General features: G+C 70.7%; 24 protein-coding genes. 8 read left to right on the forward strand and 16 right to left on the reverse strand.

Annotated features, from left to right (window positions below; all coding sequences use genetic code 11):
* Positions 1-30 precede the first annotated feature (30 nt).
* The gene (gene galT / locus ACFWYW_RS28250) at positions 31-1,092 is read right to left on the reverse strand and encodes a galactose-1-phosphate uridylyltransferase (protein ID WP_379615072.1); all 1,062 of its coding nucleotides are present in this window, start codon (positions 1,090-1,092) and stop codon (positions 31-33) included.
* Positions 1,089-1,868 carry a DeoR/GlpR family DNA-binding transcription regulator gene (locus tag ACFWYW_RS28255; RefSeq protein ID WP_379615074.1) on the reverse strand — a complete coding sequence of 260 codons (780 nt, stop codon included), beginning with the start codon at positions 1,866-1,868 and terminating at the stop codon, positions 1,089-1,091. The genes galT and ACFWYW_RS28255 overlap by 4 nt, the downstream gene beginning before the upstream one ends.
* Before the next feature lie 133 nt (positions 1,869-2,001).
* Here ACFWYW_RS28255 and ACFWYW_RS28260 point away from each other — a divergent pair, with 133 nt between their 5' ends.
* Positions 2,002-2,079 carry a 50S ribosomal protein bL37 gene (locus tag ACFWYW_RS28260; RefSeq protein ID WP_376773618.1) on the forward strand — a complete coding sequence of 26 codons (78 nt, stop codon included), beginning with the start codon at positions 2,002-2,004 and terminating at the stop codon, positions 2,077-2,079.
* Between the two features lie 3 nt (positions 2,080-2,082).
* On the opposite strand, the gene ACFWYW_RS28265 is transcribed toward ACFWYW_RS28260, so the two are convergent.
* From ACFWYW_RS28265 to ACFWYW_RS28275, 3 genes are all read right to left on the reverse strand, one after another.
* On the reverse strand, positions 2,083-3,360 hold the full coding sequence (locus tag ACFWYW_RS28265) for a dihydrolipoyl dehydrogenase family protein (protein ID WP_379615076.1): 1,278 nt from the start codon (positions 3,358-3,360) through the stop codon (positions 2,083-2,085).
* A gap of 31 nt (positions 3,361-3,391) precedes the next feature.
* Positions 3,392-4,696 carry a TrpB-like pyridoxal phosphate-dependent enzyme gene (locus ACFWYW_RS28270; RefSeq protein WP_379615078.1) on the reverse strand — a complete coding sequence of 435 codons (1,305 nt, stop codon included), beginning with the start codon at positions 4,694-4,696 and terminating at the stop codon, positions 3,392-3,394.
* Positions 4,697-4,829: 133 nt separating this feature from the next.
* The gene (locus tag ACFWYW_RS28275; RefSeq protein ID WP_379615080.1) at positions 4,830-5,444 is read right to left on the reverse strand and encodes a TetR/AcrR family transcriptional regulator; all 615 of its coding nucleotides are present in this window, start codon (positions 5,442-5,444) and stop codon (positions 4,830-4,832) included.
* Between the two features lie 186 nt (positions 5,445-5,630).
* On the opposite strand from ACFWYW_RS28275, the gene ACFWYW_RS28280 reads away from it, so the two are divergent.
* Positions 5,631-7,085, forward strand: coding sequence for an MFS transporter (locus ACFWYW_RS28280; protein ID WP_379615082.1), 1,455 nt, complete (start codon positions 5,631-5,633; stop codon positions 7,083-7,085).
* On the forward strand, positions 7,082-7,348 hold the full coding sequence (locus ACFWYW_RS28285) for a hypothetical protein (RefSeq protein ID WP_379615084.1): 267 nt from the start codon (positions 7,082-7,084) through the stop codon (positions 7,346-7,348). The genes ACFWYW_RS28280 and ACFWYW_RS28285 overlap by 4 nt, the downstream gene beginning before the upstream one ends.
* On the opposite strand, the gene ACFWYW_RS28290 is transcribed toward ACFWYW_RS28285, so the two are convergent.
* Positions 7,335-7,934, reverse strand: coding sequence for a TetR/AcrR family transcriptional regulator (locus tag ACFWYW_RS28290; protein WP_379615086.1), 600 nt, complete (start codon positions 7,932-7,934; stop codon positions 7,335-7,337). The genes ACFWYW_RS28285 and ACFWYW_RS28290 overlap by 14 nt on opposite strands.
* A gap of 84 nt (positions 7,935-8,018) precedes the next feature.
* Between ACFWYW_RS28290 and ACFWYW_RS28295 the strand changes: the two genes are divergently transcribed.
* The gene (locus ACFWYW_RS28295; RefSeq protein WP_379615087.1) at positions 8,019-9,506 is read left to right on the forward strand and encodes a carboxylesterase/lipase family protein; all 1,488 of its coding nucleotides are present in this window, start codon (positions 8,019-8,021) and stop codon (positions 9,504-9,506) included.
* Between the two features lie 366 nt (positions 9,507-9,872).
* Here ACFWYW_RS28295 and ACFWYW_RS28300 read toward each other — a convergent pair whose 3' ends face one another.
* Positions 9,873-10,604 (reverse strand): hypothetical protein, encoded by a 732-nt coding sequence (locus ACFWYW_RS28300; RefSeq protein WP_379641102.1) that lies wholly within the window; start codon positions 10,602-10,604, stop codon positions 9,873-9,875.
* Positions 10,605-10,913: 309 nt separating this feature from the next.
* Between ACFWYW_RS28300 and ACFWYW_RS28305 the strand changes: the two genes are divergently transcribed.
* Positions 10,914-11,276: a nuclear transport factor 2 family protein gene (locus tag ACFWYW_RS28305; protein WP_379626303.1), complete on the forward strand. Its 363-nt coding sequence runs from the start codon at positions 10,914-10,916 to the stop codon at positions 11,274-11,276.
* A gap of 202 nt (positions 11,277-11,478) precedes the next feature.
* On the opposite strand, the gene ACFWYW_RS28310 is transcribed toward ACFWYW_RS28305, so the two are convergent.
* Positions 11,479-11,784, reverse strand: coding sequence for a DUF1330 domain-containing protein (locus ACFWYW_RS28310; RefSeq protein ID WP_379626305.1), 306 nt, complete (start codon positions 11,782-11,784; stop codon positions 11,479-11,481).
* 176 nt (positions 11,785-11,960) lie between these two features.
* On the opposite strand from ACFWYW_RS28310, the gene ACFWYW_RS28315 reads away from it, so the two are divergent.
* Positions 11,961-12,863, forward strand: coding sequence for a LysR substrate-binding domain-containing protein (locus ACFWYW_RS28315; protein ID WP_379626307.1), 903 nt, complete (start codon positions 11,961-11,963; stop codon positions 12,861-12,863).
* 146 nt (positions 12,864-13,009) lie between these two features.
* Here ACFWYW_RS28315 and ACFWYW_RS28320 read toward each other — a convergent pair whose 3' ends face one another.
* The 4 genes from ACFWYW_RS28320 to ACFWYW_RS28335 all read right to left on the reverse strand — a co-directional run bounded on the left by ACFWYW_RS28320 (position 13,010) and on the right by ACFWYW_RS28335 (position 15,944).
* Positions 13,010-13,264 (reverse strand): hypothetical protein, encoded by a 255-nt coding sequence (locus tag ACFWYW_RS28320; RefSeq protein ID WP_379626309.1) that lies wholly within the window; start codon positions 13,262-13,264, stop codon positions 13,010-13,012.
* A gap of 270 nt (positions 13,265-13,534) precedes the next feature.
* Entirely contained in the window at positions 13,535-14,131 is a 597-nt protein-coding gene (locus tag ACFWYW_RS28325) for an RICIN domain-containing protein (protein WP_379626311.1), read from the reverse strand.
* Between the two features lie 590 nt (positions 14,132-14,721).
* Positions 14,722-15,189: a hypothetical protein gene (locus ACFWYW_RS28330; protein WP_379626313.1), complete on the reverse strand. Its 468-nt coding sequence runs from the start codon at positions 15,187-15,189 to the stop codon at positions 14,722-14,724.
* Between the two features lie 32 nt (positions 15,190-15,221).
* A complete protein-coding gene (locus tag ACFWYW_RS28335; RefSeq protein WP_379626315.1) occupies positions 15,222-15,944 on the reverse strand; it encodes a hypothetical protein in 723 nt (240 codons plus the stop codon).
* Between the two features lie 333 nt (positions 15,945-16,277).
* Here ACFWYW_RS28335 and ACFWYW_RS28340 point away from each other — a divergent pair, with 333 nt between their 5' ends.
* On the forward strand, positions 16,278-19,001 hold the full coding sequence (locus tag ACFWYW_RS28340) for an AAA family ATPase (protein ID WP_379626317.1): 2,724 nt from the start codon (positions 16,278-16,280) through the stop codon (positions 18,999-19,001).
* A 126-nt stretch (positions 19,002-19,127) separates the two neighbouring features.
* Positions 19,128-19,496 (forward strand): YciI family protein, encoded by a 369-nt coding sequence (locus tag ACFWYW_RS28345; RefSeq protein ID WP_379626319.1) that lies wholly within the window; start codon positions 19,128-19,130, stop codon positions 19,494-19,496.
* A gap of 226 nt (positions 19,497-19,722) precedes the next feature.
* Here the strand turns inward: ACFWYW_RS28345 and ACFWYW_RS28350 are convergent, their stop codons facing one another.
* From ACFWYW_RS28350 to ACFWYW_RS28365, 4 genes are all read right to left on the reverse strand, one after another.
* Positions 19,723-23,400 (reverse strand): hypothetical protein, encoded by a 3,678-nt coding sequence (locus ACFWYW_RS28350; RefSeq protein ID WP_379626321.1) that lies wholly within the window; start codon positions 23,398-23,400, stop codon positions 19,723-19,725.
* Between the two features lie 2 nt (positions 23,401-23,402).
* The gene (locus ACFWYW_RS28355) at positions 23,403-23,963 is read right to left on the reverse strand and encodes a hypothetical protein (protein ID WP_379626323.1); all 561 of its coding nucleotides are present in this window, start codon (positions 23,961-23,963) and stop codon (positions 23,403-23,405) included.
* 380 nt (positions 23,964-24,343) lie between these two features.
* A complete protein-coding gene (locus ACFWYW_RS28360; RefSeq protein WP_379626325.1) occupies positions 24,344-25,381 on the reverse strand; it encodes a CU044_5270 family protein in 1,038 nt (345 codons plus the stop codon).
* Positions 25,378-25,938, reverse strand: coding sequence for an RNA polymerase sigma factor (locus ACFWYW_RS28365; protein ID WP_379626327.1), 561 nt, complete (start codon positions 25,936-25,938; stop codon positions 25,378-25,380). Before ACFWYW_RS28365 ends, ACFWYW_RS28360 begins: the two co-directional genes overlap by 4 nt.
* Positions 25,939-25,966: the final 28 nt, after the last annotated feature.

The following is a 25,966-nucleotide window of genomic DNA, read 5'->3' on the forward strand; positions in this document are numbered from 1 at the left end:
GCGGGCAATGCGACTTCAAGTGGAAACCAATTAGTGATCTACCTGTGATCGAAGCAGGCGTGCGGCCTCCTCGGGCAGCACGTCGTTGACGAAGGCCCCCATCGCCGACTCCGACCCCGCCAGGTACTTGAGCTTGCCGGGCGCGCGCCTGATCGAGAACAGCTCCAGGTGCAGATGTCCCAGCTCACGCAGGTACCGCACCGGCGCCTGGTGCCACGCCGAGATGTACGGCATGGCCACCCCGAAGATTCCGTCCAGCGCCCGCAGCACCGAGGTGTAGAGCGGCGCGAAGGCCGCCCGCTCCGCCTCGGTCAGCGCCGCGAGGTCCGGCACCTGACGATGCGGGTAGACATGCACCTCGTACGGCCAGCGCGCCGCGGCCGGCACGAAGGCGGTCCACAACTCGTTGGCCGCCACGACCCGCTCCCCGGCCCGTTCGGCGGCCAGCACGTCCGCGAACAGCCCTGGCCGCCGCTGCGCCGCCGCGAGCTGAAGCTTGGTCCGCGGCGTCACGTACGGGTAGGCGTAGATCTGCCCGTGCGGGTGGGGCAGCGTGATCCCGATCTCCTCGCCCCGGTTCTCGAAGACGAAGACCTGCTCCACGCCCTCGATCGCGGACAACTCGGCGGTGCGGTCCGCCCACGCCTCCATGACCAGCTCGACCTGCGCGTCGCTCAGCCGCGAAAACGACGAGGAGTGCTCGGAGGTGAAGCACACCACCTCACACCGCCCCGCACCCGGCCGCACCTCACTCAAGCCGCCCACATCGTGATAAGTCCCAAAATTTCCGCTGAAAGATGGGAAGCGGTTCTCGAACACCACCACGTCATAGTCGTGCGCCGGGATCTCCGAGGCCCGCGTGTCGGACGACGGGCACAGCGGGCACTCGTCGGCGGGCGGCAGGAACGTCCGCGTCTGCCGGTGCCCCGCGATCGCGATCCACTCCTCGGTCAGCGGGTCGTAGCGAAGTTCCGAGGCGAGTGGCCGGGGGTCGAGCGGACGCCGGTCCACCGCACCGCGGTCGGCGTCGTCGCGCCGGTCGAAGTAGATCAGCTCTCGCCCGTCGGCCAGGTGGGTGATGGTGCGCTTCACTGCGTGCCCTCCGCGATGATCAGTTCCCCGACGCGCTCGGCCAGCTCGGCGCGCGCCTCGGCGGGCAGACCCTGGTCGCTGATGACGACGTCGGCCTCTGCCAGGTCGGCGATCGTGCTGATGCCGACGGTGTTCCACTTGGTGTGGTCGGCCGGCACGACCAGGCGGTGGGCGGCGGCCACCAGCTCCCGGTCGGTCTCCGACTCCAGCAGGTTCGGCGTGGTGAACCCGGCGCGCGCGCTCATCCCGTGCACGCCTAGGAACAGCGTGTCCACGTGCAGGCGGCGGATCGCGGCGACGGCGACGGGACCGACCAGCGCGTCGGAGGGCGTGCGGACGCCGCCGGTGAGCACCACCGTGCGGTCGGCGCGCGGAGCGCGGTGGAAGACGTCGGCGACCGGGACCGAGTTCGTGATGACGGTGAGGTCGGGCACGGAGACCAGGTGGTGGGCCAGCGCCCACGTGGTGGTGCCCGCCGACAGGGCGACCGCGGTGCCCGGCCCGACCAGCTCGGCGGCGCGGCGCGCGATCGCCTCCTTTTCCTGCTGCTGGCGGGCGGACTTGGCGGTGAAGCCCGGCTCTTCCGTGGAGCCGGGGCCGAGTGTGGTCGCGCCGCCGTGCACCTTCTCCAGCAGGCCGCGCTCGGCCAGCGACTCCAGATCGCGCCGCACGGTCATGTCGGAGACGCCGAGCTCGCGCACGAGGTCGGCCACGCGGACGCCGCCGCTGGCCCGGACCCGTTCGAGGATCGTTTGTTGCCGCTGCTGTGCGAGCACACGCCCTCCTTCCAACAAGTTCAAACAGATTATGACATGAACATGTTGAAGAATGTGAGGTCGCTTGCCGGGGGGCCTGGTGTGGGATACGCATGCCGTACTGGAAAAAGGCCCGCTCAAGGGAGGACGACGGATGGCAAGGCGCGCCCGCAAGTCCCGAGCACGCAAGAAGAAGAAGGCCAACCACGGCAAGCGCCCCGCGTCGCGCTGACGGTCACCCGGCCGCGGTGAGCTCCTTCACGGCGGCCGAAACCGCCCGGTGGAACGTCGGGTAGGCGTAGATCATCTCGTCGAGCCTGGTGAGCGGGACGCGGGCGTGCACCGCCAGCGTCAGCAGACCCAGGACCTCGCCCCCGGGCGGCGCCGCCACGGTCGCGCCGACCAGGACGCCGCCGGCCGCCACCAGCTTGACCAGCCCCTCGGCCTGGGCGATGTAGCCGCGCGTGCCCAGATCGCCCACGGCGACGCGCACATCCAGGCCCCGCTCGCGGGCCTGCGCCTCGGTCAGGCCCACCGCGCCCACCTCGGGATCGGTGAAGGTCACCCGGGGCACGGCGTGGTATTCGGCCGCGTGCACCGGCTCGCCGAGGATCTCCTTGACCACGATGTTCGCCTGGTACATCGACATGTGCGTGAACGCGCCCTTGCCGACCGCGTCGCCGATGGCCCAGACGCCCTCGGCCGCGCGCATCCGCGCGTCCACCGGAATCGCCCGCGCGCTCTCGTCGAGCCCGATCGCGCCGACGCCCAGCGCCCTCAGATCAACCCGGCGGCCCGTCGCCACCAGCAGCCGCTCCGCCTCGGCGCCGCCGACCGTGAAGCGGCCGTCCGCGTAGTCCACGCGGGCGACCTTGGCCGAGGTCCGCACGTCGATGCCGCGCCCGGCGAAGACCTTCTCCAGCAGAGCGCTTGCCTCCGGCTCTTCGAGCGCGATCAGCCGGTCGGCCGCCTCGACCACCGTCACCGCCACGCCGAACGTCCGGAACATCTGCGCCAGCTCCGCCCCGATCGCGCCGCCGCCCAGCACGATGATCGACTCGGGCAGCTCGGCGTTCTCGATCGCCTGATGGTTGGTCCAGTACGGCGTGCCCGCCAGCCCCTCGATCGGCGGCACCGCCGCCTGCGAACCGGTCGCGATCACGATGCCGCGCGCCGCGCGCAGCACCTGGTCGCCGACGGTCACCTCGCCCGGCCCGGTGACACGCCCGTGGCCCCTGACCAGGTGGCCGCCCTTGCCGGTGAAGCGGTCGGCGGCCACCTTGTCGTCCCAGGAGTCGGTGGCCTCGCGCACCCGGCGTACCAGCGCCGGCCAGTCGCGCGAGGTCTCCGCCTCGTGAATCATGATCTTCGAGGGGATGCAGCCCCAGTAGGGGCACTCGCCGCCCACCAGGTTCGACTCGACGGCGGCCACGCGCAGCCCCGCCTCCGCCAGCCGGCCGGCCACGTCCTCGCCGCCCGGACCCATCCCCAGCACGATCACATCGACGTTCATTCTCAGTACATAACCAGCCGTGAGCCGGAGTTCACCCGGAACGTGGCAAATTCGCCAGCGCCTGGTCGACCCGCTCCTGCGGCAGCGCGAAGTCCTCCAGCTCGCCCGCCAGGTAGCGGTCGTAGGCGCCGAGGTCGAAGTGGCCGTGGCCGCACAGCGCGGTCAGCAGCACCTTCTCCTCGCCGCTCTCCTTGCACCGCAGCGCCTCGGCGATCGTCTCGGCCAGCGCGTGCGTCGGCTCCGGCGCCGGCACGATCCCCTCCGTACGCGCGAAGCGCACCCCGGCCTCGAAACACTCGCTCTGCGACCTGGTGACCGCCTCGAACATGCCCAGCTCGTACATGTGCGACAGCAGCGGCGACATGCCGTGATAGCGCAGCCCGCCCGCGTGGATCGGGTCCGGCACGAAGTCGTGGCCGAGCGTGTGCATCTTCAGCAGCGGCGTGAACCCGGCCGTGTCGCCGAAGTCATAGGCGTAGCGGCCGCGGGTGAACGACGGGCACGCCTCCGGCTCCACCGCGCGGAAGGACGTCCGCGGGCTCTCGCGCATGAACGGGAAGGCCAGCCCGGCGAAGTTGGAGCCGCCGCCGGTGCAGCCGATGACCAGGTCCGGCATCTCCGGCATCTGCTTGAGCGCCTCCTCGCCGATGACCGTCTGGTGCAGCAGCACGTGGTTGAGCACCGAGCCCAGCGCGTACCGGGTGTCGGCCGCGGCTCCCGCCACCTCGACGGCCTCGCTGATCGCGATGCCCAGGCTGCCGGTGGAGTCGGGGTGCTCGGCCAGGATCTTGCTGCCCGCGCTCGTCAGCGGTGACGGGCTGGCGTGGACGGCGGCGCCGTACACGCGCATGAGAGAGCGGCGGTAGGGCTTCTGGTCGTAGGAGGCGCGCACCATCCAGATCTCGCACTCCAGCCCGAACTGCGCGCACGCGAACGCCAGCGCCGACCCCCACTGCCCCGCCCCGGTCTCGGTCGTGAGCCTGCGCACGCCCTCGCGCTTGTTGTAGTACGCCTGCGGCACGGCGGTGTTCGGCTTGTGCGAGCCGGCGGGGGAGACGCCCTCGTACTTGTAGTAGATGTGCGCCGGCGTGCCCAGCGCCTTCTCCAGCCGGTGCGCCCGGATCAGCGGCGTCGGCCGCCACAGCCGGTAGACGTCCAGCACCTCCTGCGGAATCTCGACGAACCGCTCCCCGCTCACTTCCTGGCCGATCAGCTCCATCGGGAACAACGGGGCCAGATCGTCCGGACCGACCGGCTGCCCGGTGGCGGGATGCAACGGCGGGGGAGGGGGCGTGGTGAGATCGGGAACGATGTTGTACCAGTGGCTAGGGGTCATCACCCCAGTCTGCGACGGCCGGCCCTGTCGTTCCAGGGCCACCTGCTCACTCAAGCGTGTCCACACCGTGCCCGGCCCGCTCGGCGGCGTGCCGCAGGTCGTGAAGGTGTGGGCGACCGGTTCCACACGGTCCTCAAGGCTGGGGCGCGACTCCGCTGCCGAGGGCGTCGAACAGGCGCTCCAGGCGGGCGCGGTGGTCGTCCGCGACGGTGCCGGCCGCTTCTCCGGCGATCAGGCGCCGGGCGGTCTCCACCAGCACCGTGGTGTAGCCGGCGACGAAGAAGGCGGCGAGCAGCGGGGCGTCGCCGTCGAAGGCCGGGTCGTGTTCGAGCTCGCCGGAGAGGGTCTGCTGGAGATCGAAGGCGATCTCCCTGGCGCGGGCGATCAGCGTCGGCGAGGCCACGACGGTCCGGAAGAAGGGGACGGACCCGTCCTTGAGCCCGGACAGGGCGTGCCGCTCTTCAAGGAGACCGAACGCCGCATCGCGCAAGGACTGGAGCACTCCGGTGCCCGGGGCACGCTCGCGTACCGCCGAGCGCAGGAGCTCGACGGCGTCGACCTGGCGGTCCAGCAGGAGGTCCTCCTTGCGCGGGAAGTGTTTGAAGACCGTCACGGCCGAGACCCCGGCCTCCCGCGCGACCTCGGTGACCGTGACCGTGTCGAACCCGCGTTCCAGGAACAGCCGGGTCGCGACCTCCGAGATCTTCGCGCGCGTCTGCGGTCCGCCTCGCGCACTGGTCCTGGGCATCCCGGCCTCACTTCCTTGTGTAACTAAACTTAGTTACATAGCCTAGTGGCATGTCCTTCGAACAGACCACTGTCCTGTGTCATTCTCGCCGCAGCGTGCCCCGGCGAGCCGCGCGCCACCGCGTCCCGTGCGTGGCGGCACCGACAGGCCCGCACGAGCGGCCGGATCTCCTGGCGGGAGGCCTCCATGCGTGAGCCGGACGCGTGCGGGCCTCGATCGCTGCGGGAGGCGTGGGTCGCGCTGGCGGGGCTGTCGGCGGTGTTCCTCTTCGAGATGCTGGACAACTCGATCCTGAACGTCGCGCTGCCCGTGATCGGACGCGAGCTGCACGCCTCGACCACCGCGCTGCAATGGGTCACGGGCGCCTACGCGGTCGTGTTCGGCGGACTGATGCTGGCCTTCGGCGCGATCGCCGACCGGTTCGGCCGGCGGCGGATCATGCTGATCGGGCTGGTCCTGCTCGGCGTGGCGAGCCTGGCGACCGCTCTCGTCACCACCGCCGAGCAGCTGATCGCCGTCCGTGCCACGATGGGGGTCGCCGCCGCGATGACGACCCCGGGGTCGATGGCGCTGGCGTTCCGGCTGTTCGACGAGGACGGCCTGCGCGTGCGCGCGCTGACCCTCATCTCGACCGTCGGCCTGGTCGGGCTCGCGATCGGCCCGACCGCGGGCGGCCTGGTGCTGGCGATCGCTCCGTGGCAGGTCCTGCTGCTGGTGAACGTGCCGATCGCCACGCTGGCGTTCTTCTGCGTGCGGTACGGCATCGCCGCCGACGACCCGGCCGGACTCCACCACGACCCCCTCGACGTCCCCGGAATGCTGCTGGGCACGGCGGCGATCGTGCTCACGCTCCTCGCGCCGACCCTGTTCGTGGACCAGGGCGCCGGCTCCTGGGCGCCCTGGGCGGTCACCGCCGCGGCCGCCGCGTCGGCGATCTGCTTCGTCCTGCGCGAGCGCCTGACCCGCCATCCGCTGCTCGACCTGAAGCTCCTCGCTCTGCCCCTGGTCTCCAGCGGCCTGGCCTACAAGGCCGCCGCCGGGCTGTCGACCGCCGGGCTCACCTACCTGGTGACGCTGCAACTGCAGCTCGACTGGGGCTGGCCGCCCGCGCTGGCCGCCCTCGGGATGCTGCCGCAGGTCGTCGTCCTCATCGCGGGCAGCCCGTTCGTCAACCCGTTCGTCCAACGCGTCGGCCTGGACCGGGCCGCCTGGACCAGCGCCGCGGCGGTCGTGTCCGGCCTCGCCGTCTACGGTCTGCTCGGCCGGTTCGGCTACCCGTGGATCGCGCTCGCGCTCGTCCTGGTGGCGGCCGGGATGCGCGTGGTCGGCGTCGTCGCCGGGCTCAACGTGGTCCGCGGCCTGCCCGCGAACCGGACCACCATCGGCACCGCGCTCGTCGACACCGCCAGCCAGGTCACCACCGGCGCCGGCATCGCCGTCACCGGCACCATCCTCGCCCTCCTGTTCACCGGCGACATCACCGCCTTCCCCTGGAGTCCGCGGCAGACCGGCGAGTTCCACCAGGCCGTCACCATCGCCGGCCTCACCCTCACCCTCGTCGCGGCTGCCCTCGTCGGCTGGGGATTCGCCCGCACCCGGCGCGCCGCCGGCGTCGACCACGATGTGGAGTACGCCGCATGACCCACCACATCCGCCTGCCCGACGACCGGGTCGCGATCCTCGGCGCGCTCGATCTGGAACACGCCCCGGACGGCTCCCGGCCGCGCCCGCACGATTGCTGGATGGATCTGATCGTCTCGCACGCGGCAGGGGTTCGCCTGAGCCTGTGTACGGCGGCGGGAGCGCTCACTCTGACGGGCGTCCGTACACTGCTCGCCAAGGTCGTCGACGTCCGCGCTGACCTGGCGCCGCACTACCTCGGCGGCCAGGTCACGTACTCCTGAACAGCCGGTCCAGATGCGCGTCGATCGCGGCGAGCGCGTCCTGGGGCTCGATCACGTCGAGTTCGATCAGGGAGGCGAAGCCGGTGAGGGCGAGGAGCAGGTTGGTCTCGGTCGCCGGGTCGCGGCCTGGGTCGATGTGCCCGTCGGCGATCGCCTGGCGAACCAACTGCTCGACGAGGTCCCGCCCTTGGACGAGGCCGCGGCGCGCCTGCTCGTGCACGGCCTCGTCGTGCAGCGCCTCCAGGACGTAGGCGGCGCTCATCCGGCTGGTCGCGCGGGCGTCGGCATGCAGGGGGAGCATTTCCGCGAGCGTCAGTCGCAGCACGTCACGGGGGTGCGGACGGTCGCCGAGCTTTTCGAGCCCCTGGTGTACGCGCGCCGCGGTCAGCTCGGACGCGAAGTCCATGGCGAAGGAGAGCATGGCGGTCCGGGAGGCGAAGTAGTGCTGCAGCTGCCCGAGTGACATGCCCGCCTCCTGCGCCACCACGCGCATCGTCAGCTGTGTGACGCCGCGCTGCTCCACCACCCGCCACAGTGCGCGGGCGATCGCTTCGCGGCGTCCGCGGTGATCCACCTGTTTCGGCATCGCCGGCTCCTCCCTCATTTCAATACAGTTGACATAATACACCTGACCCACAATCCTGGGATCCACTCGAGGGAAGGAATCGTCATGTCCGAACAGCCGAAGGTACGGACCACGGAAGGCGTGGTGCAGGGGCGCCGGCGGCAGGGGCACGCGGTGTTCCGCGGCATCCCCTACGCCCAGCCCCCGGTCGGAGCGCTCCGCTTCGCCGCGCCCGCGCCGCCGCACCGCTGGGAGGGGACGAGGCAGGCGGTCGAGTTCGGCCCGGTGGTGCCGCTGTCCCTGCCGATCGACGTGCCCCCGCAGGGCACCGACTGGCTGACGCTCAACGTCGGCACTCCGGATCCCGGCGCGGCGGGCCTGCCCGTGCTGGTGTGGATCCCCGTGGGCGGCTACCTCTCGGCCGCGTCGAGCGACCCGATGTTCGACCCGGCGGCGCTGGCCGAGGCGGGAGTCGTCGTGGTGACCATCAACTGCCGCGTGGGCGCGGAGGGATTCGCGTTCCTCGACGACGTACCGCCCAACCGCGGATTCCTCGACCAGATCGCGGCGCTGGAGTGGGTGCAGCGCAACATCGCCGCCTTCGGAGGCGACCCCGGCCGGGTCACCGTTGCCGGGGTGTCCGCCGGGGCGGGCTCGGTCGCCGCCCTGCTGACGATGAAGTCCGCGCGCGGACTGTTCCGGCGGGCCATGGCCCATTCGGTGCCCGGGATGCACAGCACCCCCGCGCTGGCACGGCAGACCACCGCCGCGTTCGCCGACCGGTTCGGGGCGGCCCCCACCGCCGAGGCCCTGCGCGACATCGACCCATGGCACCTGGCCGCCGAGCTCACCTCCTTCAACGCCGGCCTCCACGCGTACCGGAACAGCTGGGGACGCCTCACGGAGGCCGGCACCGCGTTGTGCCCCGTCGTCGACGGCGAGATCCTCCCGGAAACGCCCTGGCCCGCGCTGACCGGCGCGCGCGCGAGCGGGACCGAACTGCTCGTCGGCCACGCCCGGGACGAATTCCGGTACTTCAGCGTCATGAGCGGACGGTACGGCACCTTCACCGAGGAAGACGCCCAGGCCGCCCTGGAACTGCTCGCCCCGCAGCCGGACGGCGCGCGGGCCTACCGTGCCGCGTTCCCGCAGGCAGGCCCGGAGGAGCTGGTGGAGGCGGTGTACTCCGACGCCCTCTTCCGCATGCCGTCACAGAAGCTGGCCGAGGCGAACGCCGCGGCCGGCGGCACCTCGTACCTGTTCGAACTGTGCTGGGTGACCCCGGTCCTCGGCGGCATCCTGGGCGCCTGCCACAGCCTCGACGTACCCCTGGCGTTCGGCACGCTGGACAGCCCCGTCGGCACCCAGCTCATCGGCGAGAAGCCCACTCCCGAGGCCGTCGCGCTCTCCCGCGAACTCCAGGAGACATGGGTCCGCTTCATCACCACCGGCGACGCGGGCTGGTCCCCCCACCGGCCCGGCGAGCACCTCACCCGCGTCCTGGACACCGAGTCGAAGACCCTGCCCTACCCCGAACAGGCATCCCGCCAGATCTGGGAAGGTTACTCCCCGGCCCCCTTCGATCTCTCCTAATTGTCCGAGGCCCCAGGTCACGGATGGGCTCGCTCTCCGCCACACCAGCGCGTACCGCAGCGGAATCCAGATGTGACCGGCGTGCCTTGAGTGTCGCAAAGCGCGAGCCGATGTGCTGTTGTGCAAGCCTGGACCGGTGCGCTCGCGGGGTTTCGGAACCTCCGCCCGCTCCTCGCCCAACCGGCCAGCGCATCCAAACCCTCCAGACCTGGCCCGGGGCGCCCACCCGGCATCCCCCCGCATCGCCGGCCCCCGCCCCGCTACGACGTCGGCAAGACGGTCAAACGCGGCCGCGCCCTCGAAGCACTCCACCAATGAAGAACCACGTTGGTGCTCGGCCGCGCCGACATGCCGGTGAGGTAGCGATCAGTCGGTCCGGTCGTCGGGGTCGGACCTCGTTCCCGTGTCGAAGCTCGCTGTCACGGGCGCGGTGCTCCAGTCGCTCACCTCATCGCCCCTGTCGACGCGCAGCAGCCGCGCCTGCATGGCGTCCATCAGCTGGTCGGCGCCGGGCAGGAACTCGGGGCCGTTGACGAAGTGCATGACGGCTCCGACGACGTCCTGGCTGTCGTCCTCGTCGAGGTCCTCGGCGTCGAACGGCCTCCAGCCCGTCGCGGTGGCCGCGGCGAGAAGGCGAGCGGGGTCGTGGACGTGCACCTCCAGCAGGCTGATCGTGCGTACGACCGGCCCCGGGAAGGCGTCGAGGCGGGCGTCGCCCGGCGTGCGGCTCTCGAGGTCGTCACCGAGGCCGGCCGAGTCGCCGCGGCCCCGCCGCAGGGACTCCCACGTGGCGGCCAGCTCGGGAGCGTCGGCCCAGGTCCCGTTCACGGCGTCGGTCAGCGTACGGCGGAAGGAGGCGGCGGGCGCGTCGGGCAGAGCCGCCGCGATCCGCTCCGACTCAGCGCGGGCGGCGGGGCCCAGGCCGTTCTCCAGCACTGAGGAGAGAAGGTAGGCGGCGTGCTGAGCGAGGGCGGGATCGGTGCAGGTCAGTACGGCATGCAGGGTCGCGGGCCGGCCGGAGCGCTCGACGAGGGCGTACACCCTGCTCTTGGCGCGGGTGTGCTCGCAGTGGAAGGCGCGAGGAACGGCAGAGGTCATGACGGGTTCTCCAACAACGTGAGGTACGTGGAAAACCGCTGGTGGGCGCGGTACGGCCACGCCCCCTGACGGAGAAGTCCTGCCCGCTGGTGCTGCTGGTACGGCCAGCTGCCCGGTTCGGTGTTCGCATCGTACCGCTTGGGTGTTGTTTCGGGTGACTACGGCGTCGACTGGACCACCCAGGGTTGAATCGATCGCGGGGTGGGCTCGTGCGCTCACCGACGAGGGGATTCCCTGGATCGGACTGCGAAGATCAGCCGAGCGTGAACGTCCTGGCACGGATACGCGCTGGCTGGGAGGGTGGACCTCATGATGGAAGACTTGCGGGACGCCGAGCGCCGACTTCAGGCCGCGCAGCTCGCTGGAGATGTCGAGGCGCTGGATCGGCTACTGGATGATCGGCTGATCTTCACCTTCGGCGCGAACGTCGCGACCAAGGCGGACGACCTGGAGCTGCACCGCACTCGGACGCAGGTGGTGACGAAGGTGGCCGAGGAGGAGTTGACCGTGCTCGCCGATGGGCACACCGGGGTGACGTGGTTTCTCGGCACCATCGAAGGGACCGTCTCCGGTGCGCCGTTCGCGGCCAGGATGCGCTACACCCGTACTTGGCTATACGGCGAGACGCACGGCTGGCGAATCATCGCCGTGCACGCCAGCACGACCGATTGACATAGCCGAAGGGATCGCGAGGCCGAGATGTCCTTGCCGCCGGTTAGCAGTACGGAGAGCACCTCGGTGCCGAGGGAGAACGTCTGGTCCCGGACAGGCCCGTCGTGTCGAGACTGTTCATGATCGGGGCCAGACCAACTACGAGAGAAAGGTGTTGCCGTCGGGGTGGTGACGGATGTTCAGCAATACCTGGTCTCGCCGGTCAGTCCATGGCGTCGATGATGCGGAAGTCGCGCTCGAAGCCATCGGGGAGGGCCACCAGCGCCTTCTGGTATGCCTCGCTCTCGTAAGCCGCGACGGCCTGTTCAAAGCTGTCGAACTCGATCAGAACGACGCGTTGCGTGATTCCGGCCTCGCGGGCGGCGACTCGACCGCCATGGGACGGGATCCGGGACAGGACGCGCCCGCCTCCAGCCTGGACAGCCGGACCGGCCAGCTTGTCGTAGGCAGTCAGCATCTCAGGGTCGGAAATGGCGGGGTAGACACTGACCCAGTAACCCTTAGCCATGGAAACCTCCTGTGTTGGACCGGACACGTCCGACTTCGAATTGACACTCAGATCGATCGACCCCGGCGGCCGGTTGAATCGTCGTATGCGCAGGTTAGGGCTGGATGTGCGGTCAAGGGAAAGACCGGTCCGGGATAGACTCAGAACGGATCGTTATCAATCGGCGGGGAGGCCGCGTGGCGCCGGATACGGTGAGCCTGCGCTACTTCCTGGTGCTGGCGCAGGAGCTGAACTTCACCCGCGCGGCCGCACGGATCGGTATCGCACAGCCCGCACTCAGCGCCCGGATGCGCCGCTTGGAGACGGAACTCGGTACGGCCCTGCTGGTCCGCAACACGCGTAGCGTCGTGTTGACCACGGCCGGTGCGGCTCTGGCGGAGTCCGCGCCGCCCGCGCTGGCGGCGCTGGACCGGGCCTGGGACACCGCCCGGAGCGCGGCGGCCGGTGAACTGGGCACGCTGCGCATCGGATACAGCCTCAGCGCCGGGGCCGAGACGGTACCGGCCCTGGTGGACAGGCTGGTGCGCGGCAACAGCGGACTCGAGGTCGGCGCGGTCCCGATGGCGACACCGGAGATCTCTCCCGCGGTCGCCGACGGCCGCATCGATGCCGGGATCACCCGCGGTGAACAGCCGGGCCGTGGCGTGCGCCGGTTCCTGCTACGGCGTATGCGCGTCGGGGTCCAGCTGGCGCAGCACCATCCGCTGGCCGAACATCCGGAGATCGAGCTCGCCGACGCGGCCGCGTACCCGCTGCGACTCCCGGACCGTGCGGCCAACCCCGTGATCCACGATCAGCTGTCCGCACTGTTCCGAGACACCCGACCACACCCCCGATTCCACACGCCCGCGGTCTCTTTCGACATGTCTCAGCGCGACCTGCGCGACGGGATCACCCTCGCCCCGGCCGGAGAAGCCGCGGCCACGGTACAACCGGCCGGTCTCACCTGGCGACCGCTGCGGGGCGCGCCCAGCCTGACGATCCACCTGGTCCTCCCACGCGAGCAGTCGCCACTGCACCGCCGCATCCGTGCCGTCGCCAAGGCCCTGGCGCACGAGCTGCACTGGCTGCCGGACTGACACGCAAGAGGTCAAGCGAGACGGTCACCTGCGGAGGCCAGGCCGAAGACCTTGCGCCCGGCGGACTTCGCGGTGATGACGACGACGGTCTTGCTGAATGTCCGCCACGACCTCGCTACGCCATCCGAGTCGCTACGCGCAACTCCCTAGCGGCGCGCGTCGGTGGCATGGGCCTTCAGCTCCGCCGCCTGCGCGGTGAGGGCGTCGGCGAGCTCCTTGCCCTGGGCCAGCGCCTCGGCGCGGATCTGGTCGGCCATCGCGCGGGCCTCGGCCTTGCCCGGCCTGTCGGCGGCCCGGCTCTTGGCCTCGGCCTCGGTCTCGGCGGCCCGGCTCTTGGCCTCGGCGGCCTGCGCGGCCTTGGCGGCGGCGTGGTCGATGGACTTGTGGGCCGCGGCGATCAAGTGCAGGCGAGAAATCCAGGTAGGTCCAGGCGCCCGTGGCCTCCATCGTGGGTAGGCCTCGACGAGCGGCTTGTGCGTGCTGACCCGGGCTGCCTGCCAGTCCGGCCACCATCCCGTGGCGGGCGCGGATGCGGATCTTCCAGCCCCCGGACGGTTCGCCGGCGCGGCGGAAGTAGGGCTGGAACACCGGCACCAGCACGGCACCGCCCGGGCCACCCCCCACGTACCAAATCGAAGCCCTGAAGCGCACAGGTTCGCGCGCGCTGGCGCCTACGAGCCGAAGGGCCCCTTTGGCCAGACGGTCCACCACTGCTGTGACTGGCCGTTCTTCCGCCATAGCTGCACCAGCGCGCCGTTGCCGCGGACGTTCGCGTCACGGTCCACGACGATGCTCAACCCGTTGTGGAAGGCCTCGTTGTAGAGGGCGAGGTCGCCGGTGCCGGGCCGGTTGAAGAACTGCTGGTTCGGTGAATTGTCGTTGCACTGCCAGAGCAGTAGCGGGGTACCGTCGCGGCCGCCCCAGCGGGCATCGGCGTCAAGGCATTTGCCGCGGAAGTGCTGGTTCTCCAGGTGGCCGTCGGGCCGCCAGCGCCACAGCTGCTGCGGTGAATTGCTGCACTGCCAGATAACCACCCTGCTCCCGTTGTGGCCGCCGCCGCTGACGTTGGCGTCCAGGCACTGATTCGAATTCGCGGGGATGCGGTCGCGGAACTCGCTGGTAAAGGTCACCAAGCCGACAGGGTGGGTTCGCAGGGCTGTCGCGCCGGCCGCGCCCGTTCCGGTCGAGGTCTGTGCGAACCCGGGTGCGGCGCTCAGCACAAGCAGTGGTACCGCCAGCATTGTCGCTGTCAGGCGGAGTCGAGACATTGCCTTTCCTCCTTTTCGCCTTCCGTCGCGGGCGGGCCGGGCAGCAACGAGTCGAGGTAAGCGCATGTTCTCTCCTATCGGATGGGTTTTGGGCTTTGTTGGACCGCGCCAGTTGTTCAGATTCGAAGTCGAAAGCTCAACAATCGACGCCGAACAACTCAGCGCACAGTCCACGCTAGGAACCGCCGCCCAAGTGCCTCCACGACTTTCACGCGTGTTTGAAAGGCCAAGCTGAAGGCCGGTCGCACACGAAACCGCGGTGACACAGCCCCGCGCCGAACCAGGCAGGCCTTGACTATCTGCTGGGTGCCCGAGGAGTCCGCGCCCTCGACCCCCCGTGCTGCCCGCCGGCCTCCACGGCGAGAGGACCTGACCGTGGACCTCACAACGCGGCGATGAAGAGATCGGCAGGCACCACCGGCCGGCGGACCGTCCGCGCCGACGACAGCGCCGAGTGAGTTCGACGCGCCACAATTCCAGGAAGTGAACCGGCGGACAGCCGTTCCCGCTGCGAAGGATCAGGATGCACTTGTAACGCATCGCGGTTGAACCGAGCACTGCGCCAGCCGGCGGCAGGCCTGGCCCCGGATTTACTCAGAAGCCCGGAGCGGGCTCCATGTCCGGTGGACCCGGCCGGGGCCGGCCAGAGCGAGCCGGCGCAGGCGTTTGGGCCGCCGGGTCAGCCGGGAGAGCATGTACCGGCTGGGCTCTCGCCGCCGCAGGACGAAAGCCGACGCTGACGCGGCCAGCGCCGAAACCGCCACCGACTGCCACCCCTCCAGCATCACCGACGACATGTAGCCGAAGGAGACGGACGCCGCGACGTCAAGCGTCCGGTCGAACGCCTCGCTGTGGCAGCGAACGTCGATGGTCCGTGCCGCGTGTGCCGCCGAGGCGATGGGATCGTGCGGATGTCGGGCCAAGGGAGCGTCCAGGGCGCCGGAACGATACGCGCGCCTGGCGGCGATCACGTTCTCGGCCCAGCCGCCCAGCCGCGCGGCTCGCCGCTGGGAGAACGCTGCCGCGAGGATGATGGTGGCGAGATACGTCTCCGGCATGGACAACGTGTACGGTTCCCGCCGACGACGAGCTAGTCCCCTGGCAGAGCCTCCTGGAGGCGCATCACAGCCGTCTGGGCCGCTGACCTGGTCAGCGGAGGGTCGAACGCGCCGACGTGGCCGTCGTGTTCCAACACGATCATCGTGTTCCCCACCCGGATGAGCGCGATGTCGATCGCGACCATCATTTCCGTCGCCAGTTCGGCGTCCCGCTCCAGATCGCTGTCGGGGAACCCGCTGCGGAACTTGACCGCGTACACGCTGTCCCCAAGCCGACCGAGCGACAACCTGCGGATGATCTCTTGAGTACCCTGCGTCTTGACCGTGATCTTCCGGCAAGAGCGGACCATGGCCTTGGCCGCGCGTTCCAGGGCGGAGATCTTGCGGGGGGTGCCGCTCACGAGGTACTCGCTGATCCCCTCCCACCGGTCCGTGTGTTCCAACGCCGTCGAGACCTTGGTCCGATAGACCGCGGTCAGGCTCTTGACGGCCTTCCGGCACGCCTTGGTCCGGGTGAAGGCAGGGTTCAGCAGGCCCTTTGTGGTGTAGTCGCGACGCGCGAACTCGCTCCCGAGATCCTCCGGTACCAGAAGGGCGGCCCTGAGCGGATCGACCTGCCCCGACACGTTCTCGGCCAGGGCGGGACCCGGCACCAGCAGCGATCCAGCCAAGACGGCCGCCAGGGGAAACAAACGCTTGGTGATCACCTCAACCACAATAGATGCATCCCTCTCCGCTTGGGAGGGGTGCTTCACGACGGATCCTTCAGTCCGGTGCCGTGGCGGCGTTGATGTCCCTGCCCGACGTCAGCGGGAGGCGGCGACGAGTTCCCCATCGTCGAGCTTCTCCCTGGACCGACTCACCACCCGGACGGTGGCCATGGGACGACACGTCGCTTCACGATCGGTTCCTCCATATCCCCTATCCCGAAGGCCGCTCCCGGGTTGCGTCCACTGTGGACCTGGCCACCAAAGCCGTCACGCCCGTAGCTGTCAGGGCCGGCCGCCTTCGTGGACTACGCTCATGACCCGGCGCCCCCAGCCCGGCAAAATCGTACGCCCGGCAGCGGCTGTACAGAGGAGCAACTCATGTCACTGGTGGGCAGGGAGGTCGAGCAAGCGCGGATTCAACGCCTGCTGGCGAACGCGCGCGACGAACGCAGCGGCGTCCTGGGCCTGCGGGGCGCGGCGGGCATCGGGAAATCGGTTCTTCTCCAGCACGCTGTGTCGATCGCCGAAGAGGGCGGCATGCGCGTGGTGCGCGGAGCAGGGGTCGAGTCCGACTCCGAGCTGGCCTACGGCGGCCTGCACCACCTCTTGTTTCCTCACCTGGACAGGTTGGACGCCCTGCCCGCTCCCCAGGCCAGGGCACTGCGTCGCGCCTTCGGCCTGTCGGAGGGAGACGACGCCAACCGGTTCCTGATCTCCGCCGGCACCCTGTCGTTGCTCGCCGATCTGGCCGAGAAGGCCCCGCTGCTGTGCGTGATCGATGACCTGCAATGGCTCGACCAGGGTTCGGTGGAGGCGCTGCTGTTCGCGGCCCGCCGCTTCGTGGCCGATCCGATCGCGGTGCTGTTCGCGATGCGCGAGACGGCGATGCCGTTCGACATCGCGGGTGTCGAGGTCGTGGATCTGCCCGGCCTCGCCGCGTCCGACGCCGCCCGGCTGCTCGACGAGTACGCGCCGGAACTCATCGAACCGGTGCGGACCCGGGTCCTCGCGGAGTCCGGCGGCAACCCCCTGGCGATCATCGAGCTCGGGTCGTCGCGGCTAGCGGCTGACGATGCCGACGAGTCCGATCCGGCCGGGCAGGTCGGCCCGCTACCGGTGACCCGCCGCGTACAGGAGTCATTCCGTCACCAGATCGTGGGCCTTCCCGAGCCCACCCAACGCGCGCTCGTGGTGGCGGCGGCCGACCTGGCGGCGCCTCTCGCGACGATCCTGCACGTGATCGAATCCCTCGGGGGCGCCGCCGGTGACCTGGCGCCCGCCGAACGCGACCGGCTGGTCTGGATCGACAGCCGGATCACGTTCCGCCACCCCCTGGTACGGGCGGCGGCCTACCAGGACGCGCCCTTGCACCGGCGGATCGAGGTCCATCGCGCGTACGCCGAGGCGCTGCGCGCGGACGCCGACGCCGACCGCCGGGCCTGGCACCTCGCCGCCGCCACCATCACCCCCGACGAGGCCGTGGCCGCCGAACTGGAAGACGCGGCGGAGCGGGCCTGGCACCGAGGCGGCGCCATGGCGGTGTCCGCCGCCTACGACCGCGCCGGCCGGCTCAGTGCCGACCGGGAGCTGAAGGCCCGGCGTATCGCCCGGGCCAGCCAGGCCGCGTTCGACGCCGGCAAGGCCGACCGCGCCGCCCGGCTGGCGGCCGAAGCGCTCGCGCTCACCACCGACCCCGGCATCCGGGCCGCGGCCATCTACACCCGTGGCGCCGTGGAGTACGAACGCACCTCGCCGCGGGCCGATGCGGAGCTGACGCTCGAGGCCGCCGCGCTGGTGCGCGACAGCGATCCGGAGCGCGCCGCGCTCACGCTCTACGAGGCCGCGCACGCCGCCCGGCACGGAGCGGCGCACGACCTTCTGGTGCGTGCGGCGGAGCTGATGCGCGGGTTCACCCCGCCGGAGCACTGGGCACCCGTGGTCGCCGCCCTTCTCGGGTGGGCGGACCTCTTCGCCGGACGCCCGGAACTGGCCGTCGGCCCGATGCGCGCCCTCCACACCACCACCCGCGGCGGCGGGAACGACCTGACACATCAGATCACGGCCGGGTTCGGCGGGCTCATGATCGCCGACGATGACAGCGTCGTCGCCGGGACCGAGGACATGCTTGCCGAAGTGCGGGCCAACGGGGCGCTGGGGTGGGTTCCGTACACCCTGAACGTGCTCGCGGTGGCGCGGCTGCTGCGCGGCGAGTTCGCGGACGCCCGCGCGTGTGTGGCGGAAGGCGCGTCCGTGAGCGACGAACTCGGGAACACGACCGAAAGCCTGGCACACCGGTCGGTGGAGGTATGGCTGCACGCCGTATCGGGTGACGAGGCACGCTGCCGAGCCCTGGCCGAGGAGGTGCTCCCGCGAGCCCGAGCCCGGCACCGGGTCAACGCCGAGATCGCGGCCTGGGGTCTGGGCATGCTCGACCTTTCCGCCCGGCGGTTCGGGCAGGCATGCGACCAGCTCGAACAAGTATCCCGGGGACCGGCGAGCCGCGACCTCCTGGTCCGGGCGGTGCCGGACCTGGTGGAAGCGGCCGTGCGCGGCGGCACGCCGGATCGCGCCCACGCACCGCTGGCGGCGTTCCGCCACTGGGCCGAGCACGTCGACCGCCCGGTCGCCACCGGTCTCGAACTGCGTTGCCGGGCCTTGCTGGCCGACGACGGCGACGCCGAGGCGCTGTACACCGGGGCACTGCGCCTCCACGAGAGTCACGGCGGCCCCTACGAGCACGCCCGTACCCAGCTGGTCTATGGCGAGTGGCTGCGCCGCCGGCGCCGCCGTACCGAGGCCCGCGCCCATCTCGCGGCGGCGGTGTCCGCGTTCGAGCGCCTCGGCGCGCTGCTCTGGGCCGAGCGTGCGCGCGGCGAGCTCGCCGCCTTCGGCGAGCGGGGCGATGAGCCTCAGCGCAGCGGCCCACTCACCCTTCTCACTCCACAAGAACTTCAGGTGGTACGGCTGGCCGCCACCGGCCACACCAACAAGGAGATCGCCGCACAGCTGTTCCTCAGCCCGCGGACCGTCGGCCACCACCTCTACAAGGCGTATCCGAAACTCGGCGTCACCGGCCGCGCCGAACTGACCGACCTCCTCTAGCCCGCGAGTAACGTCAGTCATCGGCTTCCCGGACACCGGTCACGATGACCGATGCGTCACGGGGAAGCCCCCGCCTAGCGTTTCCATCGTTCAGACAGCGGCCGCAACGCCAACGAGGAGACGACAATGACGAAGTACTTTCTGAGCCTCCCCCACGACTCCGCCGAGGAGCCGACGATGGAGAGCATGGACCCCGCGGAACTGCAGCAGATGATGGCCGAGGTCGATGCGTTCAACACCGCCCTTGTGGAGGCGGGCGCGTTCGTGTCCGCCGGAGGCCTGCAGCCCCCGTCCAGCGCGACCACGGTGGACTACTCCGGCGACAGCCCCGTCCTCACCCCAGGCCCCTTCGTCGAGGCCAAGGAGTACCTCGGCGGCTTCTGGATCATCGAGGCGGAAAACGACGACGTCGCGATCGAATGGACCAAGCAGGCCTCGCGGGCACTGCGAAGCAGGATCGAGGTACGCGCCCTCCAGGAGGCGCCCCCCGCCTGACGGTCCGGCACACAACGCCGAGCGGCCCAACACCCGTACGGTCCGGTCAGAAACATTGGATGGGGCGTACGGGTGCTGACCCGCCCGGCTCTGAAGTCGTCTGGCAGTCGATGAAGCCCACTGACCCTTTCCCGCGACGAGGACGCGCGCCAACCACTGATGGCCGCCGTGCTACCCGACCCGCCCCAACAAGCTCAGACAGATCGGATACCTGCGTCAGCCCGTTTTAGACGGCCAGCGTCACCATCCCGTTGGCCGTGGTCACGACCACCACGCCGGGAGGGACGAACTCGAGTTCCGTGATCTGCGTGCCCAGCTGAATGACCTTCTCCGCCTCGGTAGCGCCGTCCTTCCAGACTCCCAGCGTCCCGTCCGCTCCGGCCACGACCAGCAGTTCGCTCAGGTCGTACGCGGCGACCGCGGTGATCTCCGCGGGCAGCGGGGTCAGTTCGAGCTCCCGCTTCTCCGGCGCACCCGGCCGGTCGAACAGGTGGGCGACCAGGCGGTGGTCTTCCGGCCACAGCAGGACCGGGCCGTCCGCCGAGTCCGCGAGCGCGGGGAGCGTGTCGCTCCGGCTCCACGCCACCAGCCGGGCAGGTCCGGCGTCACCCCTGAGCTCCCAGACGGAGTTGATCCCCTCCGACAGACACGTGAACAGCGTGCGCCCGCCGAGGGTGCGGAGCCGTCCGACGGCGATCTCCCCGCCGTCCTGGCCACCGGGCCAGGGCGGGTCGGCGATGGCCGTGACGTGCCAGCGACCGGGCCCGTCCCCGAGGCGCAGCCGCCACAGATGAACGTCCTTGTCCGTCTCCGTGGGAAAGCCCCCGACGACGATCTCCAGCGGTTCGGTGCCTGTCACCGTCACGGCCCCGGCGACCTGCAGCTCAGGGAACTCCATCGTGGTCACTTCCCCGGTCCGCATGTCCGCGAAGAACAGGATGCCGCCGCCCTCCTCGCCGTTGTGGTGACCGGCCACGACGAGCGTGTCATGGCCGTCGATCACGGCGGCGGCGACATCGAGCAGGGTGACGTCCTGGAAGGACACCGGCTCGGCGAGCGGCTGCCCGTCCGCGAGACCCCAGGTGATCAGGACAGCGGTGACCTCGTCCTGCTCCTTCGTACTGATCAGGGCGGAGACGGCGACGCGACCGGCAGCAGTGAAGGCCACAGCCCTGTCGACGGTGCCCCTGAGCTCACCCCGCTTGGGCGGCAGCGGTTCCTCGTCGTCCGGCCGGAGCCGCCACTCGAACACGCCTCCCGTGTCCCCGGCCACGCCGCACAGCAGGACGGGTGAACCGTCCACCTCCGTCAGGCGCACCGCGTCCACGGATTCCGGGAACTCCTCCACGATCACGGTGTCCCACGTGTCCTCCGCTCCCGGCGACGCCCAGGTGAGGATGACCCCGCCCGCGCCGCAGCCGGTGGCGGCCATCACCCGGCCGCCGATCATCGCCGCGTGCGCGTCGCAGACACCGCCGCGTACGTCGATCACGTCACCGGCGGCGGGGCTGCTTTCGCGAATCAGGGCGATGGTCCGGCCCACGACGGCTTCGTAGGTGTCTTCCGGGGCTCCGAAGTCACTCCGCCACGTGGTCGAGTGGATGCCACCGGACCCGTCGGAGTGGTCCAGCGTGGTGATCGCGCCACCGCAGCTGTGCTGCCGGGGGAACGCCGCGCCGCCGGGCATGACGTCGGCGTCGATGACGAAGGTCCCCTCGCTCGACCCGGCCACCAGGATCATGCCTTCCGGATCCGCCGCCACGTGGACCGCGCCGTACCAGCCGGGCACCGGCTCCGCCGCATGGTCACCGGCCGGTTCCAGGCTCTGGCCGGTCCATTGCCAGGGGCGCAGCCTGCCGTCCGCTCCACCCGACAGGAGTAACTCCCCGGCCAGGGCCAGGCTGAGGACCGGCCCGGAGTGCGCGGCCCGGACCTCGATGCGGGTACGGGACACCAGGTCGTAGAGCTCGATCCGGCCGTCTCCCCGGCCCAGGGCCACCCGGGAGGCGTCGGCCGCCAGAGCCGTGATCATCGAGCCGCCATCGGCGGCGAACTCGCCGACCGGCTCCGCCGAGGCGGGATCGACCGCCGCCAGCCGGGTGCCGTCGGACACCAGCAGGACCGGATCCCCCTCGGCCCCGCCCGCGGCGACATGCACCGCACGGAAGCCCAGGGCGATCGGACCGCTGAGCGGAGTCCCGCTGCGCAGGTCCCACAGGTGCAGCTCCCCGTGATAGGAGGTGGTCGCCACCACCGCCCGTCCGGCCACCTTGAACGTCGCCATCCCCACCACCCCGCCGGGCGGCTGGGCGACGAGCCGGCGCGGCCGGGTCCGCAGCATGTAGCCCAGCAGGGGCCACCACGGCTGGGCCAGACCCAGCGCGAGCACCCGGGCCAGCACCGGCTGGGCCGAGCACAACATCGCCGCAGATTCCAGGTACGCCGCCCGCTCGCCCGGATCGTCGCCCGCGTACATCGCCAGGGCGCGCCGGTAGGTCTCGGCCTCCGCCAGGTCGTGGGCGTCGCTGCCGGGCAGCGCGTGCAGCAGCCCGGCAGGCTCGGCGGCGACCAGGAACGAGGCGTCGGACATGAGCTCGCCCAGCAGGCCCACGGCGGCCCCGTGCTCGGCCGCGTAAGCGCGGGCGTAAGGCGCGCTCTTGAGCCAGTCCCCGCCGCACGCCGCGCGGAAGTACTCGATGACGCCACGATGCGCGTCCGCGATGCTGAGCTGGCGATCCTCGGTCAGGTACTCGCGGAACGTGTCGTGATAGAGCTGGACCGGCCCGTGATCGCCGTCTCCGCGGAGGTACTGCGCGCAGTCGTCCAGGATCTCGGCGACCTGGTCGCCGGGCAGCCCCGTCACACCCGACAGCTCGTCCAACGTCAGGCCCGTGCCCCGGGCGACGGCCAGCGCCCCCAGAATCGGCTTGAACCGGCGGCGCCACTCCCGCTCGTTCTTGCGCAGCCCGCTGTGCATCCATTGCCGGTACAGGCCGGCCAGCGTCCTGGGCAATGGAACCGTCTCGGGGTGCCGGGCGAACACCGCGGGATCGCGGAGCAGGTCGTTCACGATGTGGTAGGCGTACAGGAAGTTCCGGCCGCCGAGCCGGGACAGATGGTCGATCCAGCTCTGCCGGTGGGCGACGTCGGCGAGCCTGAGGCGAAGGTAGTCCCGCAGGTCCGTGTCGGACGTCCGATCGAGCTGAACGGCCGCCTCCGGCAGCAGCCGCAGCGCGATCGGATCCGGGCGGCTGGTGCAGAGGAACCGCAGCCACGGCGGCAGGCCCGACCCCGGCCCCTGAGCGACCGTGCCCAGCAGCGCGGCGATGTTGTCTTCCGGATCGTAGGTGTAGGCGGCGCTCAGGTCGTCGACGGCCACCAGGACGGTCCCGGGGGCGGCCACCTGCCGCAGCGGCCTGCGTACCAGCAGACCGAAAGCGCGGCGGGCGGGCATCCCGCGCTCGATCGTGACCGAGATTCCGGTCACCCTGCCGCCGGAGGCCACCGAGCCCACGGCGACGTCGGCCCGGTTGCTGATCGTCATGCCCGGCTCGGCGATCTCGCGCACCAGCGCGTCGGCGAACCCGGGGACGAGCTCGGCCAGCGATTCGGACAGGGCCTTCACGAAGTCGATCGGATCAAGGCTCGCCTCGGCGCCGCTCATCGCGCAGAAGTACGGCCGCGCGAGCAGGACACCCCGGATGCCCGGATACCGGCCGGGTTCTGCCAGGCCTCCGCCGTGGAGGTGCGCCAGTTCCCGGACGAGCGTCGTCTTGCCGCATCCGGGAGACCCGGTCACCAGGAACACGGGCTCGCCCGGCTCCGACAGCCATGCCTCGACCGAGTCCAGCACACCCGCCCGCAGAATCGTGTTCTCGGGAAGCTGCGCCCCGGCGACGGCCACGCTCAGCCCTCCGATCCGGAGATCGTCACATCCGCGCCCGACAGCGAACCGCCCGGCAGGACCGTCCCCTGGACCTCGGCCTGGCCGTGAACGGTTCCCCCTGACAGACCCTTCACCCGGGCTCCGGCCACCTCGCCCGCCACGTCACCGGTCAGCTTGGCCGCGCCGACGATGTGGGGCCCGCCGGACGTCTCGCCCGCGAAGACCAGCTCCCGGCCGAAGACCTGTCCGAGCAGGGTACGCAGGTGGTTGGCGGCCTGTGTCAGCTCCTTGTCGGCCGGGTCCACCGGCTTGGCGAACTCGTCACCGGCCAGGTACACCGTCAGCGCCCGCCTGGCCTCGATCAGCCGCGCCTCCAGGTCCGCCACCTTGTCCAGGTCGGCCACCAGGGGCGTGGCCTGCTCGGCCAGGACTCCCGCCGGGGCCTCGATCTCGACCTGCGCCGCCGCGTCCTTCCGCTCCCTGCGGCGCCTGATCAGCTCGGCCGCCTGGTCGTACAGAAACTTGATGCCCTCGCTCAACGCCACCGCGCTCAGCGCGGCCAACGTCACCGGATCCGCCATGCCAGTCTCCTCGCGTGCGCTGTGCCGTCAGCACACCAGAGATCCCCCGCGGGGACCACCTATACGAACCGCCTGAACCGGTCCGTCAGTTCGTGAGTGTGAGCGGGTTGACCAGGTCGGCGTAGACGAGCAGACCTGCCATGATCATCATCGCGAGTGCCGCCGCGTACGTCAGCGGCAGCACCTTGGCGATGTCGACGTGCTTGGGCGCCGGCCGGCCATCTTCTCCGGCAGGTTGAAGATCGAGCCCGCCACCCTGGCCGTCAGCGCGCCCATGTACCCGATCACCTGGCCGGCGCTCTGCCGCTGCCTCACCTCGCTGGGCCGTACCCCGAGAAAGCCGACGTTATGTAGTCGAACTCGCATCAGGGCGGCGGGCTTCACCCGGCGGTGGGCGGGGATGGCCGGGTGTCGGTCCAGCCGGACTCCAGCACCACCTCGACCCGGCCGCCCTTCTTCGGCAGGCCGGTGACCTCGTAGGCCAGCACCTTGGAGGTGTCGGGGTCGATGATCAGTCTGCCCCGGGTGGGTTGGCCCCGCTGGATCGGGAAGGTCACGGAGACGCCCGGCCGCCCCCGCGGATCGGTGGTCCGGCCTTCGACCCGCACCGCGGGCAGCGTCGCCAGCGCCTGGTAGGCGGCGCCGCGCACCTGTGGGGAGGCGGGCAGCTGGTACAGGAGCGCTGCCAGGGTGGGCGGCAGGCCGTCCTCCACCGAACCGGCGAAATCCCGATCCCTGAGGATCGCCTCAGCGGCCCGCTTCTTCAGGGCTTCGGGGTCGGCGGGCAGCGCCCCGATCTCCTTCAGGGTCATGGGCCTGGCACTCCAGTAGAGCCTCTGCTCGCCCTTGAGCCGAGTGAGCGTGCCCTCACCGGGCGAGGTGGAGTAGACGCCGCCGTCCTTCCCCATCTCCCATTCGGCCGGCGAGCCGTCCCGGCGCCATGCCTCCAGGTCCAGCGGGCGTACGGCAAGCTGCCTGCGGCCGATCCAGCCTCGGCCGTTCTTGGTCACCCACCTCTCCGAGAGGTATGACGTTTCCAGACGGTAGGTGTTGCCGTTCTGGCCGTACGGTCCCGCCGAGCCCACGTACAGCTCCTTGAGACGCCAGTAGGCGCCTTCCGGGGCGGCTCGGGCCTTGGCGGCGGCGGCCAGCAGGATCGACGTGCCCGACAGGGAGGTGCCGCCGGGTGTGGGCGAGGGCGATGCGGTGAAGCTGACCTGGCCGACGAAGACCGCCGCGGCTGCCGCTGCCGCTGCGAGGCCGATGGCGCCGGCCCGCCACGGCAGACGCCGGACCTTCCGGTGCGGGCGCGCCTGGGTCGCCATGATCGCCGCGCGCAGCTCGCGCGCGCCGGGCCCCTGATCCGGCGCGTGCGGTGCCGGGTCGATGGCCCTCACCAGGTTGTCGATGTCGCTCATGCTTCCCCCATCGCGATCGTCAAGGACGCCTGCCGCTCCAGCGCCGCCGCCATCCGTTTGCGAGCCCGGTGCAGCCGGGTCCGGGCGGCGATGGCCGTACATCCCAAAACCTTGGCGATCCGCCGGCTGGTCAGGCCCTCCCAGCAGGCCAGCGCCAAGACCTCGCGGTCACGTTCAGGCAACCCGTCGAAGGCGGCGCGAACATGGTCCAGATCGACCTGTTCGACCGGCCGGTCGGCTGCCAGTTCCGCGCGCAGCCGTTCGGTCAGCACGGCTCTGCGCATCTCGCCGCGCTGCTGGTTGGCCAGCACGCGACGGGCCACCCCGTACAGCCACAGCAGCGCCTCCTCGCCCTCGGGTACGTCGCCGATGCGCCGCCAGGCGGTGAGGAACGTCTCGGAGATGACATCGGCCGTGTCATCGGGGGAACCGGTGCGCCGGACGGCGTACTGATGTATCGCCGGGTAATACGCGTCATAGACCGCTTCGAAGCGATCTCGGTATGTCACAAGGTCTCCTTGCCGCAAGGTGCCGGACATCTGGTAAATGTCCGGCACCTTGCGGAATGTGGCAGCCGCCCACCTC

The sequence above is a fragment of the Nonomuraea sp. NPDC059023 genome (genome assembly GCF_042740095.1).
Taxonomy (GTDB): domain Bacteria; phylum Actinomycetota; class Actinomycetes; order Streptosporangiales; family Streptosporangiaceae; genus Nonomuraea.